Genomic DNA, 14,102 nt, shown 5'->3' with positions numbered 1-14,102 from the left:
CGTCGATTTTCGCGCCGAGCGTGGCATACACCGTCGCCATTTCAAGACCAATGATGCCGCCGCCGATCACCAGCATGCGCTGCGGAATCTGGCGCAGTTCGAGCGCGCCGGTCGAATCCACTACGCGCGGATCTTCCGGAATGAACGGCAGCTTCACCGCCTCCGAACCTGCGGCGATAATCGCCTGCTTGAACCTGACNACCTTCTTGCCGCCCTCGGTCTGCACTTCCATGTGATTCGGATCGACGAAAGAGCCGGTGCCCGTCACCACTTCGACCTTGCGCATCTTGGCCATGCCGGCGAGGCCGCCCGTCAGCTTTTTGACGACGCCCGACTTGAACTCGCGCAGCTTGTCGAGATCGATTTGCGGCTTTGCGAACGTAATGCCATGCGCGCCGAGCGCTTCGGCTTCGTCGATCACGAGCGCCGTATGCAGCAGCGCTTTCGACGGAATACAGCCGACGTTCAGACACACGCCGCCCAGCGTTGCATAACGCTCGACGAGCACCGTCTTCATGCCGAGGTCCGCGGAACGGAACGCAGCCGAATAGCCGCCAGGGCCCGAGCCGAGCACGAGCATGTCGCATTCGATATCGGCCTTGCCGGCGAAGCTGCCCGCTTGCGGCGCGGGTGCGGGTGCGGCGGCTTGCGATGCGGCAGCAGGCGCCGGAGCAGGCGCTGTTTCCGGTTCCTTCGCGGCAGCCTTCGGAGCCTCGTTCGCAGGCGCCGCACCCGCCGACGTTTCGACGAGCGCGATGATCGAGCCTTGCGAGACCTTATCGCCGGCCTTGACGTGGACTTCCTTGACGGTGCCGGCGGTATCGCTCGGCACTTCGATGGAGGCCTTGTCGGACTCGAGCGTCATCAGCGCCTGTTCGTTCTCGATGACATCGCCCGGCTTGATATTCACTTCAATGACGTCGACATCCTTGAAGTCACCGATGTCGGGCACTTTTACTTCGACGAGACTCATAGTGTCCCCTTCTCTTATTGATCGTGATGAACAAAGAACCCGAAAATTCAGCCCAAAAAACTGGCAACGCGGCGAACAGAATCATCCTTTGCTGTCCGCCCAAGGACGCGCCTTTCTTTTGCCTACTTTTCTTTGGCAAGACAAAGAAAAGTAGGTGCCGCCCCGCACAGGGGCGACGCTAATAGACCGACGCGAAAGCAGGTTCTACAGAAGTGCGCGGATCACAGACGAAAAAACCAGCGCCCCGCGCAACACCACAATCAAAGAATCACACGCCGGAAATCGGCAAGAAGCGCTCCAAGATACGCATTGAAGCGCGCAGCTTCAGCCCCATCGATCACGCGGTGGTCATAAGACAACGACAGCGGCAACATCAGCTTAGGCACAAACTGCTTGCCGTCCCACACCGGCTTCATCGCACCACGCGACAGCCCAAGAATCGCAACCTCAGGCGCATTGATGATCGGCGTGAAATTCGTGCCGCCAATACCGCCGAGCGACGAAATCGAGAAGCAGCCGCCTTGCATCTGGTCCGGCTTCAGCTTGCCTTCGCGCGCGGCCTTCGACAGATCCGTCATTTCCTTCGCGATTTCGACGAGACCCTTCTTGTCCGCGTCGCGAATTACCGGAACCACCAGACCGTTCGGCGTATCGGCGGCAAAGCCCACGTGGTAGTACTGCTTGAACACGAGGTTGTCGCCGTCGAGGCTCGCGTTGAACGTCGGGAATTTCTTCAGCGCCGACACGACGGCCTTGATCACGAATGCCAGCATCGTGATCTTCACGCCGGCCTTTTCGTTTTCCTTGTTCAGCTGCACGCGCAGCGCTTCCAGCTCGGTGATATCCGCTTCGTCGTTGTTCGTGACGTGCGGAATCATGACCCAGTTGCGATGCAGGTTCGCACCGGAAATCTTCTTGATGCGCGACAGCGGCTTCGGATCGACCGGACCGAACTTCGTGAAGTCGACCTTCGGCCACGGCAGCAGATTCAACCCGCCGCCAGCCGCCGCAGGCGCGGCTGCACCGGCCGGCGCTGCGCGCTGACCCGTCATGACGCCCTTGATAAAGGCAGTGACGTCGGCTTGCGTAATGCGGCCCTTCGGTCCCGTGCCTTGCACCTGCGTCACGTCGACACCCAGTTCGCGCGCGAACTTGCGTACCGACGGCGAAGCGTGACTCGTGCGACGCGAGCCGCCTTCGCCTGCCGGGATCAGCGGCGCTTGCGCGAGCGCCGACGGCGAAGCCGGAGCGGGCGACGGCGCAATCGGCGCATCCGACGGCTTTTCGGCCTGCTGTTTCGGTGCAGCTGCGGGCGCCGGGGCGGGAGTTGCGGCGGCACCTTCGGCTTCCACCACGACGATCACCGAGCCTTCGGATACGGTATCGCCGACCTTGACCTTCACTTCCTTGACGACGCCGGCGGCCGAACTCGGCACGTCCATCGTCGCCTTGTCCGATTCCAAGGTCACGAGCGACTGCTCTTTTTCGACGCGATCGCCGACCTTCACCGCGACTTCGATCACGGGAATGTCTTTGTAGTCGCCGATGTCCGGCACCTTGACTTCCTGCAGTCCACCGCCGCTCGCAGCAGGAGCGGCGGGCGCCGCGGCGGGAGCGGGAGCAGCAGCGGGTGCGGGCGACGCAGCCGGAGCGGGAGCAGCAGCGGGTGCGGGCGACGCAGCCGGAGCGGCAGCCGCCGCGCCGCCTTCCGCGCCATCCAGCACGACGATCAGCGAACCTTCCGACACATTGTCGCCGACCTTGACCTTCACTTCCTTGACGACGCCGGCCGCCGAACTCGGCACATCCATCGTCGCCTTGTCGGACTCCAGCGTAACGAGCGATTGCTCTTTTTCGACGGTATCACCCGCCTTGACCAGCACCTCGATCACAGGAATGTCCTTGTAATCGCCGATGTCCGGCACCTTGACTTCGATCGCTTGACTCATTGTTAGTGTCTCCTGGGCCGCGCACGCGCCTGCCCCTGTCGATCAGGAGCAGACGCGCACGCCGTGGCACACGGGGAATGATGCCTTAGACGGTCATCGGGTTGGGTTTGGCGGGATCAAGGTTGTACTTCTTGAGCGCCTCGGCGACGACCTTGCGTTCGATCGTCCCTTCATCTGCCAATGCGTTCAACGCGGCAACGGTGACCCAGTAGCGGTCGACTTCAAAGAAGTGGCGCAGCTTTTCGCGCGTGTCCGAACGGCCATAGCCGTCCGTGCCCAGTACGACAAAACGTTGCGGCACGAACGCGCGGATCTGCTCGGTCAGCGCACGCACGTAGTCGGTCGAGGCAATCACCGGACCGGGCGCGTCCTTCAGGAGCTTCTCGACGTGCGAGACCTTCTTCTCTTCCGTCGGATGCAGCAGATTCCAGCGCTGGACTTCGTGGCCTTCGCGCGCGAGTTCCGTAAAGCTCGGCACGCTCCACAGGTCGGCGGCGATGCCCCAGTCGTTCTTCAGCAGGTCGGCGGCGGCGATCACCTCGTTGAAGATCGTGCCCGCACCCATCAGCTGAACGCGCGGCGTCTTCTTGTCGGCTTCTGCCTTGCGGAATGAATACATGCCCTTGATGATGTCGGCCGCTACGCTCTCGCCCTGCGGGATCGCCGGGTGCTCGTAGTTCTCGTTCATCACCGTGACGTAGTAGTACACGTCTTCCTGCTCCGCGACCATGCGGCGCAGACCGTCCTGCATGATGACCGCGAGTTCGTAACCGAACGTCGGGTCGTAGCTGATGCAGTTCGGCACCGAAGCGGCCCACAGCAGCGAGTGGCCATCTTCATGTTGCAGACCTTCGCCGTTCAGCGTCGTGCGGCCGGCCGTGCCGCCCAGCAGGAAGCCGCGCGAGCGCATGTCGCCCGCGGCCCATGCGAGGTCGCCGATGCGCTGGAAGCCGAACATCGAATAGAAGATGTAGAACGGGATCATGATCTCGCCGTGCGTCGAATACGACGTCGCGGCTGCGATCCAGTCCGACATGCCGCCGGCTTCGTTAATGCCTTCCTGCAGGATCTGACCGGTTTCCGATTCGCGGTAGAACATCAGCTGATCGGAATCTTCCGGAATGTACTTCTGGCCGTCCTGATTCCAGATGCCGATCTGACGGAAGAGACCTTCCATACCGAACGTGCGCGACTCGTCCGGCACGATCGGCACGATGCGTTTGCCGAGCGCCTTGTCCTTCAGCAGGATGTTGAGAATGCGCACGAACGCCATCGTCGTGGAAATCTCGCGACCTTCGCCTGTGCCCTTCAAAAGCGGCTCGAATGCCGAGAGATCCGGCACCGGCAGCGACTCGGCCTTCTGGCGGCGTGCCGGCAGATAGCCGCCAAGTTCCTGGCGGCGGGCACGCATGTACTCGAGTTCCTTCGAACCTTCTTCGAACTTGAGATACGGCACGTTGACAAGGTCTTCGTCCGAAATCGGCAGACGGAACTGGTCGCGGAATTTCTTTAGCTGCTCCACCTGCATCTTCTTCTGCTGGTGGGTAATGTTCATGGCCTGGCCGGCCTCCCCCATGCCGTAGCCCTTGATCGTCTTCGCGAGAATGACGGTCGGCTGGCCCTTGGCCTGCGTGGCTTCTGAGAACGCCGCGTAAATCTTGTGCGGATCGTGACCGCCGCGGTTCAGGTTCCACACGTCTTCGTCCGACCAGTCGGCGACCAGCGCCTTCAGTTCCGGCGTGTTGAAGAAGTGCTCGCGAACGAACGCACCCGACTCCGACTTGTACGTCTGATATTCGCCGTCGACGACTTCCATCATGCGGCGCATCAGCGCGCCCGACTTGTCGCGCTGGAACAGCGCATCCCAGCGGCTACCCCACACGACCTTGATGACGTTCCAGCCAGCGCCGCGGAATTCGCTTTCCAGTTCCTGGATGATCTTGCCGTTACCGCGCACCGGACCGTCGAGGCGCTGCAGATTGCAGTTGATCACAAACACGAGGTTGTCGAGCCGCTCGCGGCCGGCCATGCCGATCGCGCCGAGCGATTCCGGTTCGTCCGTTTCGCCGTCGCCGAGGAAAGCCCAGACCTTGCGGCCTTCGGTTTTCGCGATGCCGCGCGCCTGCATGTACTTCATGAAGCGCGCCTGGTAGATCGCCATGATCGGGCCGAGGCCCATCGAGACGGTCGGGAATTGCCAGAAGTCAGGCATCAGCCACGGGTGCGGATACGACGAGATGCCCTCGCCGCCCACTTCCTGACGGAAGTTGTCGAGCTGGTTTTCGGTCAGACGGCCGAGCAGGAACGCGCGCGAGTACACACCCGGCGACGAATGGCCCTGCACGAAGACGAGATCGCCGCCATGTTCGGGCGACGGCGCATGCCAGAAATGGTTGAAGCCGACGTCATACAGCGTGGCCGCCGACGCGAACGACGCGATATGGCCGCCCACATTGGTGTCCTTGCCCGCGCGCAGCACCATCGCGATGGCGTTCCAGCGGGTGTACGAACGGATGCGGTGTTCAATGTCCTGGTCGCCGGGAATTTTCGCCTGGCGCGCGACCGGAATCGTGTTGATGTAGGGGGTGTTGGCAGAGAACGGCAGATGTTCGCCATGCACGCGGGCAAACTCGATCTGCTTCTCGATCAGGTAGTGGGCACGGTCGGGGCCAACAGCAGAAATCACGCCATCCAGCGCTTCCAGCCATTCGCCGGTTTCCTGGGGATCGTCGTCTTTTTCAGCGGCGACATATTTCATGACTTCGTCGGGTACAGCGGACATGCTCGTCTCCTGGATATAGAGGAACGCTCTTTGAACAGACGACGCGGACGAAGCACGGCCGCGGCAGCTTCGGCCGATTGTAATAAGGGTCCCGACGTCCACGCAACAAAATTTTCGAATTACGAGATCGATTCTCATAATGCGGAAAATTGTTGCGACGCAACCTGATTCGACTGCCTTTCGACGGATACACGAGCTAGTGTGCGCCGATTGACGGCACATTCCGTGATTTTTTGCGCCATTTGGTCGGTACGCGCTGCGCTACAATGCCACGCATGTTGACCGAACGGCTTTTCGCTCGCTCGGCGCGCACCGCCGGTTCGCCAGCGGATTCGACGCCGTCCTCCCGCTGGCACCACGGACCCTGGTGGTCGAATTCCTATTTGCTGACGCCACTCCTGTCGATCCTGGTTTTCCTGGTCGTCATGAGCCTGATCCTGTGGAGCCTGAACCGGCGCGAGCAGCAACAGCAGGAAGACACGCTTTACCGTAACGTCGCCTGGGCCCAGCAGCAGATCCGCCTGTCCATGACCGGCGCACAAGAACAGATCCAGGCCCTCGCACGCGATCTCGTGGCCGGCCATGCCGATCCGCAGTCGTTCCAGGTGTCCACCACGGACATCATGCAAGGGCATCCCGAGATCCTCTACATGAACTGGTACACGAGCCAGCAGCAACCGCGCTGGCCCAGTACCGCGCTGCCGGTCTTCGGCCAGCGGCTTGCGAAGCCCAATGACACGCAGATGGACGAGGCGGTCAAAGCCGCCTTCACCGAGGCGCGCAGCACGCGCCGCCAGGTCTACTCGCCACTGATCTACGACGATCTCGGCAACGGCTACATCACGTTGCAAACGCCGGTTTATCGCGACCGCGAATTTCTCGGCTCGATCGCCGCCGTGTTTTCGGTGGAAGGCATCCTGAAGCACGACATCCCGCCCGAGCTGTCGGCCAAGTACAAGATTTCGATCATCGACGCGAACAACCGCGAGCTGACCACCACGTCCACGCGCCCGCGCCTGCCGCGCGACATGTTCTACGACCTGCCGCTGGACCCGCCGGGCCAGGGTGTCTCGGTGCGCGTCTACGCGTTCCCGCAGTTGACCAACTTCACCAACAACACGCTCGTGTGGCTGGTGGCGGGTCTGTCGTGTTTCGTGCTGTGGAGTCTGTGGAGTTTGTGGAAACACACGCGGCAGCGCTTCGAGGCGCAGCAGGCGCTGTACGCCGAAGCGTTCTTCCGTCGCGCGATGGAAAACTCCGTGCTGATCGGCATGCGTGTACTCGACATGCACGGTCGCATCACCCACGTGAATCCAGCCTTTTGCCGCATGACGGGCTGGGACGAAAGCGATCTCGTCGGCAAGACCGCGCCGTTCGCCTACTGGCCGCGCGACGCTTATCCGGAAATGCAGCGCCAGCTCGACATGACGTTGCGCGGCAAGGCGCCGTCCTCGGGTTTCGAATTGCGGGTGCGCCGCAAGGATGGCTCCACGTTTCACGCGCGTCTCTACGTGTCACCTCTCATCGACAGCTCGGGCCGTCAGACCGGCTGGATGTCGTCGATGACCGACATCACCGAGCCCAAGCGCGCGCGCGAGGAACTCGCCGCTGCGCATGAGCGCTTCACGACCGTGCTCGAAAGCCTCGACGCCGCCGTCTCCGTGCTCGCCGCCGACGAAGCCGAGTTGCTGTTCGCCAACCGCTACTACCGGCACCTGTTCGGGATTCGCCCGGACGGCCACCTGGAATTGGCGGGCGGCGGGTTCGATAGCGCACAGGCGTCGTCGGATTCGATCGATATGGTGGATACCTACGCCGGCCTGCCCGCCGCCGCGTTGACCGAGAGCACGGCCGACGCACAGGAAATCTACGTGCAAAGCATCCAGAAATGGTTCGAAGTGCGCCGCCAGTACATCCAGTGGGTGGACGGCCACCTCGCGCAGATGCAGATCGCGACCGACATCACCACGCGCAAGCAGGCGCAGGAACTGTCGCGCCAGCAGGATGAAAAGCTGCAGTTCACGAGCCGCCTGATGACGATGGGTGAAATGGCCTCATCGCTCGCGCACGAACTCAATCAGCCGCTCGCCGCGATCAATAACTATTGCTCAGGAACCGTTGCACTGGTTAAATCCGGTCGGACGACGCCTGACAATCTGCTGCCTGTGCTCGAAAAGACCGCGCAGCAGGCGGTCCGTGCCGGCATGATCATCAAGCGCATTCGCGAGTTCGTGAAACGCAGCGAGCCCAAGCGTCAGGCGACGCGCGTCGCGGACATCGTCGCTGACGCGGTGGGCCTCGCCGAGATCGAGGTGCGCAAGCGGCGCATCCGCATCGTCACCGATATGCGCTCGCGGCTGCCGGTGATTTACGTCGATCCGGTGCTGATCGAGCAGGTGCTGGTGAACCTGCTGAAGAACGGCGCCGAGGCGATGGCCGAAGCGCGGCCCAATGCCGTCGATCCGGTGATCCGCGTGGTCGTGCGGCTGGAAAGCGGCTTTGTCTGCATCAGCGTCGTCGACCAGGGTCCGGGCGTCGACGAAGCGACAGCCGAGCGGCTGTTCGAACCGTTTTACAGCACCAAGTCCGACGGCATGGGCATGGGGCTGAACATTTGCCGTTCGATTATCGAATCGCACCGCGGCCGTCTGTGGGTGGTCAACAACGTCGAATCAGACGGCCACATCACGGGCGCCACGTTCCATTGCAGTCTGCCTATTGGAGAGCCCGACGGCCCGAGCAACGGCGGGTCAGAGGCGTCGACACCACAAACCGTTACGGGAGAGCTATGAACAGCCCAGTCACCACACAGGAAACTGTCTTTGTCGTCGACGACGACGAGGCCGTGCGAGATTCGCTGCGCTGGCTGTTGGAGGCGAACGGCTACCGCGTGCAGTGCTTCTCCAGCGCCGAGCAGTTCATCGATGCATGGCAGCCGCACCAGCACCCGGGCCAGATCGCCTGCCTGATTCTCGATGTGCGGATGTCCGGCATGAGCGGACTGGAACTGCAGGAACGCCTGATCGCCGACAACGCGTCGCTGCCGATCATCTTCGTGACGGGTCATGGCGACGTGCCGATGGCCGTGTCCACGATGAAAAAAGGCGCGATGGATTTCATCGAAAAACCGTTCGACGAAGCCGAATTGCGCAAGCTGGTCGAGCGCATGCTCGACAAGGCGCGCAGTGAAAGCACCAGCGTGCAGCAGCAGCGCGCCGCCGCCGAGCGTCTCGGCAAGCTCACCGCGCGTGAGCACCAGGTGCTCGAGCGGATCATTGCCGGCCGTCTGAACAAGCAGATCGCCGACGACCTCGGCATCAGCATCAAGACGGTCGAAGCGCACCGCGCGAACATCATGGAAAAACTCAACGTCAATACGGTCGCCGATCTGTTGCGACTCGCGCTGTCCAACAAACCGCGGCAACCGGCACAGTAAGCGCCGCTGCGCTTCGGGCCGGCTTCCGGGCACAGTCCCGGGCACGCTTCGCGCAAACCCGCAGGCTGTCGCCCACATCGGCCGCGACGGCCGGACTAGCCAGTCCGGCCTTCCGTCGGCTCTCTCCTCGCCAACGGTTCATCCAGGCAAGCGCATCCGTCGATCGGACGTCATCGGCATGGCCGCGCACGCCGGTATAATGACGGACTTTGCAGCGACGCCTAGCTCCGATTTGCGTCGCGCGCTTTTCATGCGCCGACCCGTTCCCGCTGAAAAACGCCATCGTGCAGCACGCGCGCTGCTCCGCTTTCCATACTGCCCCTCTCGACCGACCATGACTGCCAAACTGATCGACGGCCTCGCCCTTTCCAAGACTCTACGTGCCGACGCCGCCGCGCGCGCCGCCGCGCTGACCGCCCGCGGCCATCAGCCGGGGCTCGCCGTCGTGCTGGTCGGCGACAATCCTGCCAGCGAAGTGTATGTACGTAACAAGGTCAAGGCGTGCCACGACAACGGTCTCGGTTCATCGCTCGACCGCTATCCGGCCGACCTGCCGGAAGCCGAACTGCTCGAGCGTATCGACGAACTGAACCGCGATCCGCTTATCCACGGCATTCTCGTACAGTTGCCGCTGCCGCCGCATATCGACAGCCACAAGGTAATCGAGGCGATCGCGCCAGAAAAGGACGTGGACGGCTTTCACGTCGCCAATGCCGGCGCGTTGCTGACGGGCCAGCCGCTGTTCCGCCCGTGTACGCCGTATGGTGTGATGAAGATGCTCGCCGCTTACGAGATTCCGCTACAAGGCGCGAACGCGGTGGTGATCGGACGCTCGAACATCGTCGGCAAGCCCATGGCGCTGTTGCTGCTGGAAGCGGGCGCGACCGTCACGATCTGCCACAGCAAGACGCGCGATCTGGCCGCGCATACGCGCAACGCCGACGTCGTGGTGGCCGCCACCGGCCTGCGCAACATTCTCACTGCCGACATGGTGAAGCCGGGCGCGGCCGTGATCGACGTCGGCATGAATCGCGACGAAGCCGGCAAGCTGTGCGGCGACGTCGACTTCGCGGGCGTCAAGGAAGTGGCCGGCTACATCACGCCGGTGCCGGGTGGCGTCGGCCCAATGACGATCACCATGCTGCTCGTCAACACGATCGAAGCGGCGGAGCGCAAGGCCGCGCAGAAGGGCTGAGGTAAGAAAGAAAGCGTGGGGTGCCCAGCCCGGACTCAGCGTCGTCGCGTCTGATCCAACACGGCCCAGCGCGCACCACGCGGTTAGCCTCGATGAGATAGGCACCCTTGCGCACTCACCGCGCGGTATCGCCCGCCGCCCGCTCCCCCACCGACACGCTGTCTGCACGCACTGTCCGCGGCCGCGCAAGACGCCCGCGGCACCACTTGAGCACCGGCCGCTCGACAAAGTGCCACGACAAAGCCGCGCACAAGAGGATGAACGGCGCGGCGACCAGCACGGCCGCCATATGGTCCAATTGCGGCGCGATATCCGCAACGCATTGCTGCACCATGAAGCCATACAGATAGATCCCATACGAGTAGTCATGGCGCGGCACGAACCGCCGCAACAGCGGCGTCGTCCCCACCCACAGCACGCCGTACACGAAAGCCAGATAGAACAGCGGCTGCGCGCCGGCCGTATCGCGGAACACCAGAAACACCATCGTGAACGCGAGCGCCGTCAGACCGTTGATAACGATCCGCTCGCGCAAGCCATACAGCAGCATCCCGAGCATGAAGAACGGCTCAGGCCAGAACGAATAGCCGCCGGGCGTCTCGCTGAAGTCGCGCAGGCCGACCTGCACGAGCGGCAGCGAATGTGGCGTCAGATGCGGCGAGAAGTGCACGCGCACAACGAACGCGGCAATGCCGAGCGCCGCCGCGAGCGCCGCGCCGCGTACGCTCGAAAGCAGCCCGAGAAAGCCGGTCACGAGCACGAGCAGATAGCAGCGCACTTCGAGCGGCAAGGTCCACAACGGGCCGCAGACGTCGACCGGAAAACGGTTGTGTTCGAACACGCCCGGCAACGCCCAGCCCCTTTTCATCACGATGGTCGAAAAGTTGTCGAGATTCGCCCACGTCGTGCCCGAACTGAAATACTCGCGCAGCGGCAGCGTCGTAAAAAACGGCCCGACGATAAACACCGTGACCAACGAGCCAAGCGCGACCGCCGGCCACAGGCGTGCAATCCGCAGCGCGGCAAAGCGCGGCACCGACCGTTGACGGTCGAAGCTGGCGGTCACCAGCATGCCGCTCAGCAGGAAAAACGCGTAGACGCCGAGCGCGCCGAAACCATCGAAACCCAGCGCGTTCTGGACCCAGTCGGTCGTGCCGTCCGGCGCCTGCAGCAGATACGAATGGCCATACACGACGGCCACGGCGGCCAGCAGGCGCACGAGGTCGAAGTTGTTGCCGTTACGCGAGAGTACGTGCGAAAGCGGGTTCATCGATACCTCTTGTTGATAAGCGTCGCAACACGACAGCGACACGAAGAACGCGTCAGCATGCGGCGCGACACCATTTCGCACCGTTCGCTTTCGCACAGAAACCGTGGGGCCGCGACATCTGGTAATTTGTGTGCCGACGATTGGAATCGGCGCGCCCTGCCCCAATAATGCTGGTGTGGGGTGTTTATAGGACTGCGTCGCGCACGCCGCCGAAGCACCGATTAAAGTACCGATTACCCGTTCACCCGCGTCAGACAGGAAGCCTCAATGTCCACTACCGTCTCGAATCACGACAATCCGCTCCTCGATTTTTCCGACCTGCCGCGCTTTGGCGAAATCCGCCCCGAACACGTGACGCCCGCACTCGACGTGCTGCTCGCCGATGCCACCGCCGCCGTCGAACGCGCCGCTCAGCCGATCACGCCCGCTTCGTGGGCGGATGTCGTCGAACCGGTCGAGCGCGCGACCGAACCGCTGTCGCGCGCCTGGAGCGTGATCGGCCACCTGAATGCCGTCGCCGATACGCCCGAACTGCGCGCCGCGTATGGCGAGAATCTGCCGCGCGTCACCGAATTCTGGTCGAGCGTCGGGCAGAATCTGGCGCTCTACGAAAAGTACAAGGCGCTAAACGCCAGCGACGAATTCGCCTCGCTCACAGGCGAACGCAAGAAGATTCTCGACAACGCGCTGCGCGACTTCCGTTTGTCCGGCGCCGAATTGCCCGAAGACCAGAAGCCGCGCTTCGCTGAATTGCAGGAACGTCAGGCGGCGTTGTCGAAAGCGTTTTCCGACCACGTGCTCGATGCGACCAACGCCTATGCGTATGTCGTCGGAACCGGCAATGAGGCGGAACTGGCCGGCTTGCCCGAAGACGTGATCGAGGCCGCGAAGGAAGCAGCCGAGCGCGAAGGCAAGACCGGCTACAAGTTCACGCTGCACTTCCCGTCGTATTTTCCGGTCATGCAGTACTCGGAAAACCGTCCGATGCGCGAAGCGATGTACCGCGCGTATGTGACGCGCGCATCCGAACTCGGCCCGCAACACGGTAACGGCAAGCCCGACTGGGACAACACGTCGGTACTCGCCGACCAGTTGAAGCTGCGTGCCGAAGAGGCGCACATGCTCGGCTATAAAAATTTCGCCGAAGTATCGCTCGCGCCGAAAATGGCGGAATCGCCAGAACAGGTCATGGCGTTCCTCGAAGACCTCGCCACGCGCGCGCGCCCGCACGCCGAACAGGACTGGAAGGAGTTGCGCGAGTTCGCCGCGAGCGAGCTTGGCTTGAGCGATCTGCAACCTTGGGACATGACGTTTGCCGCCGAGCGTCTGCGTCAGAAGCGCTATTCGTTCTCGGAGAACGAAGTCAAACAGTACTTCCCGGAAGATGCCGTGTTCAAGGGTCTGTTCAAAGTCACGGAGACGCTCTTCGGCGTGCGCATCCGCCGCGATGAGGCAGCCGTCTGGCATCCGGACGTGCGCTTTTTCCGCGTCGAGAATCAGGACGGCGGCCTTGTCGCGCAGTTCTATCTCGACCTGTATGCACGCGAAGGCAAACGCGGCGGCGCGTGGATGGACGACGCGCGCGGCCGTCACAAGCATACGCATGGCGGCGTGCAAACACCGGTTGCCTATCTGACCTGCAACTTCTCGGCGCCGGTTGGCGGCAAGCCCGCCTGCTTCACGCACGACGAAGTCATCACCCTCTTTCACGAGTTCGGTCATGGCCTGCACCACATGCTGACCCGCGTGGATGAACTCGGCGTGTCCGGCATCAACGGCGTGGAATGGGACGCGGTCGAACTGCCGTCGCAATTCATGGAGAACTTCTGCTGGGAGTGGGACGTGCTCTCGGACATGACTTCGCACGTCGAAACCGCGCAACCGCTGCCGCGCGAACTGTTCGACAAGATGCTCGCCGCGAAGAATTTCCAGAGTGGTCTCGGCACACTGCGCCAGATCGTGTTCTCGATGTTCGACATGCAATTGCATACCAGCTTCGACGCAGCCGGCGCAAAGAACGCGACCGAACTCGCGAGCGAGATCAACGAGCGCTTCCATGTCGTGCCGCAGGCGCCGTTCTCGCGTTGGCCGAACACGTTCAGCCATATTTTCGCGGGCGGTTATGCGGCGGGCTACTACAGCTACAAATGGGCCGAGGTGCTGTCCGCCGACGCGTACGCCGCGTTCGAGGAAGCGGCGCAAGCCGCGAGCGGCAGCGTGCTCGATCAGACGACTGGTATGCGCTATCGCAAGGAGATTCTGGAGGTGGGCGGCAGCCGTCCGGCGATGGAATCGTTCAAGGCGTTCCGCGGACGCGAGCCGAATATCGACGCTTTGTTGCGTCATAACGGTATGGCGCCCGCCGCGGCGCATTGAAACGTTGCATGATGCGCGGAGTGAACACTCGGCGCGTCATTTCTCACCTCATTCAGCAATTCATTTAGCACCTCAATCAGCACATTAGTCAGTGCCGATGTAAAGAAGCCGGTGTTCCGCA

General features: G+C 62.5%; 8 protein-coding genes. 4 read left to right on the top strand and 4 right to left on the bottom strand.

The annotated features are described in order from the left end of the window. From F759_RS0111365 to aceE, 3 genes are all read right to left on the bottom strand, one after another. On the bottom strand, positions 1–973 hold a 973-nt coding region (locus F759_RS0111365), incomplete at its 3' end, for an FAD-dependent oxidoreductase (protein ID WP_027799955.1). 260 nt (positions 974–1,233) lie between these two features. Beyond that, on the bottom strand, positions 1,234–2,922 hold the full coding sequence (aceF, locus tag F759_RS0111360; RefSeq protein WP_027799954.1) for a dihydrolipoyllysine-residue acetyltransferase: 1,689 nt from the start codon (positions 2,920–2,922) through the stop codon (positions 1,234–1,236). 85 nt (positions 2,923–3,007) lie between these two features. After that, complete coding sequence (aceE, locus tag F759_RS0111355) at positions 3,008–5,704, bottom strand: pyruvate dehydrogenase (acetyl-transferring), homodimeric type (protein ID WP_027799953.1); 2,697 nt, start codon at positions 5,702–5,704, stop codon at positions 3,008–3,010. A 275-nt stretch (positions 5,705–5,979) separates the two neighbouring features. Here aceE and fixL point away from each other — a divergent pair, with 275 nt between their 5' ends. From fixL to folD, 3 genes are all read left to right on the top strand, one after another. Next, positions 5,980–8,496 (top strand): oxygen sensor histidine kinase FixL, encoded by a 2,517-nt coding sequence (gene fixL / locus F759_RS0111350; RefSeq protein ID WP_036024150.1) that lies wholly within the window; start codon positions 5,980–5,982, stop codon positions 8,494–8,496. Beyond that, a complete protein-coding gene (gene fixJ / locus F759_RS0111345) occupies positions 8,493–9,140 on the top strand; it encodes an oxygen response regulator transcription factor FixJ (RefSeq protein ID WP_027799951.1) in 648 nt (215 codons plus the stop codon). Before fixL ends, fixJ begins: the two co-directional genes overlap by 4 nt. 334 nt (positions 9,141–9,474) lie before the next feature. After that, positions 9,475–10,335, top strand: a complete 861-nt coding sequence (folD, locus tag F759_RS0111340; protein WP_027799950.1) for a bifunctional methylenetetrahydrofolate dehydrogenase/methenyltetrahydrofolate cyclohydrolase FolD — start codon at positions 9,475–9,477, stop codon at positions 10,333–10,335. Positions 10,336–10,450: 115 nt separating this feature from the next. On the opposite strand, the gene F759_RS0111335 is transcribed toward folD, so the two are convergent. Then, entirely contained in the window at positions 10,451–11,605 is a 1,155-nt protein-coding gene (locus F759_RS0111335) for an acyltransferase family protein (protein ID WP_027799949.1), read from the bottom strand. Between the two features lie 267 nt (positions 11,606–11,872). Here F759_RS0111335 and F759_RS0111330 point away from each other — a divergent pair, with 267 nt between their 5' ends. Continuing rightward, positions 11,873–13,981, top strand: a complete 2,109-nt coding sequence (locus F759_RS0111330; protein WP_027799948.1) for a M3 family metallopeptidase — start codon at positions 11,873–11,875, stop codon at positions 13,979–13,981. Positions 13,982–14,102 lie beyond the last annotated feature (121 nt).

The organism is Paraburkholderia dilworthii (genome assembly GCF_000472525.1).
In the GTDB taxonomy this organism is placed as follows: Bacteria; Pseudomonadota; Gammaproteobacteria; order Burkholderiales; family Burkholderiaceae; genus Paraburkholderia; species Paraburkholderia dilworthii.
The sequence above is the reverse complement of the archived record's forward strand: the minus strand, read 5'-3'. Positions and strand labels throughout refer to the sequence as shown.

Coding starts and splice junctions, on each gene's coding strand:
- aceE (WP_027799953.1), bottom strand. CDS start 5,704: ATGTCCGCTGTACCCGACGAAGTCATGAAATATGTCGCCGCTGAAAAA.
- aceF (WP_027799954.1), bottom strand. CDS start 2,922: ATGAGTCAAGCGATCGAAGTCAAGGTGCCGGACATCGGCGATTACAAG.
- fixJ (WP_027799951.1), top strand. CDS start 8,493: ATGAACAGCCCAGTCACCACACAGGAAACTGTCTTTGTCGTCGACGAC.
- F759_RS0111330 (WP_027799948.1), top strand. CDS start 11,873: ATGTCCACTACCGTCTCGAATCACGACAATCCGCTCCTCGATTTTTCC.
- fixL (WP_036024150.1), top strand. CDS start 5,980: ATGTTGACCGAACGGCTTTTCGCTCGCTCGGCGCGCACCGCCGGTTCG.
- F759_RS0111335 (WP_027799949.1), bottom strand. CDS start 11,605: ATGAACCCGCTTTCGCACGTACTCTCGCGTAACGGCAACAACTTCGAC.
- folD (WP_027799950.1), top strand. CDS start 9,475: ATGACTGCCAAACTGATCGACGGCCTCGCCCTTTCCAAGACTCTACGT.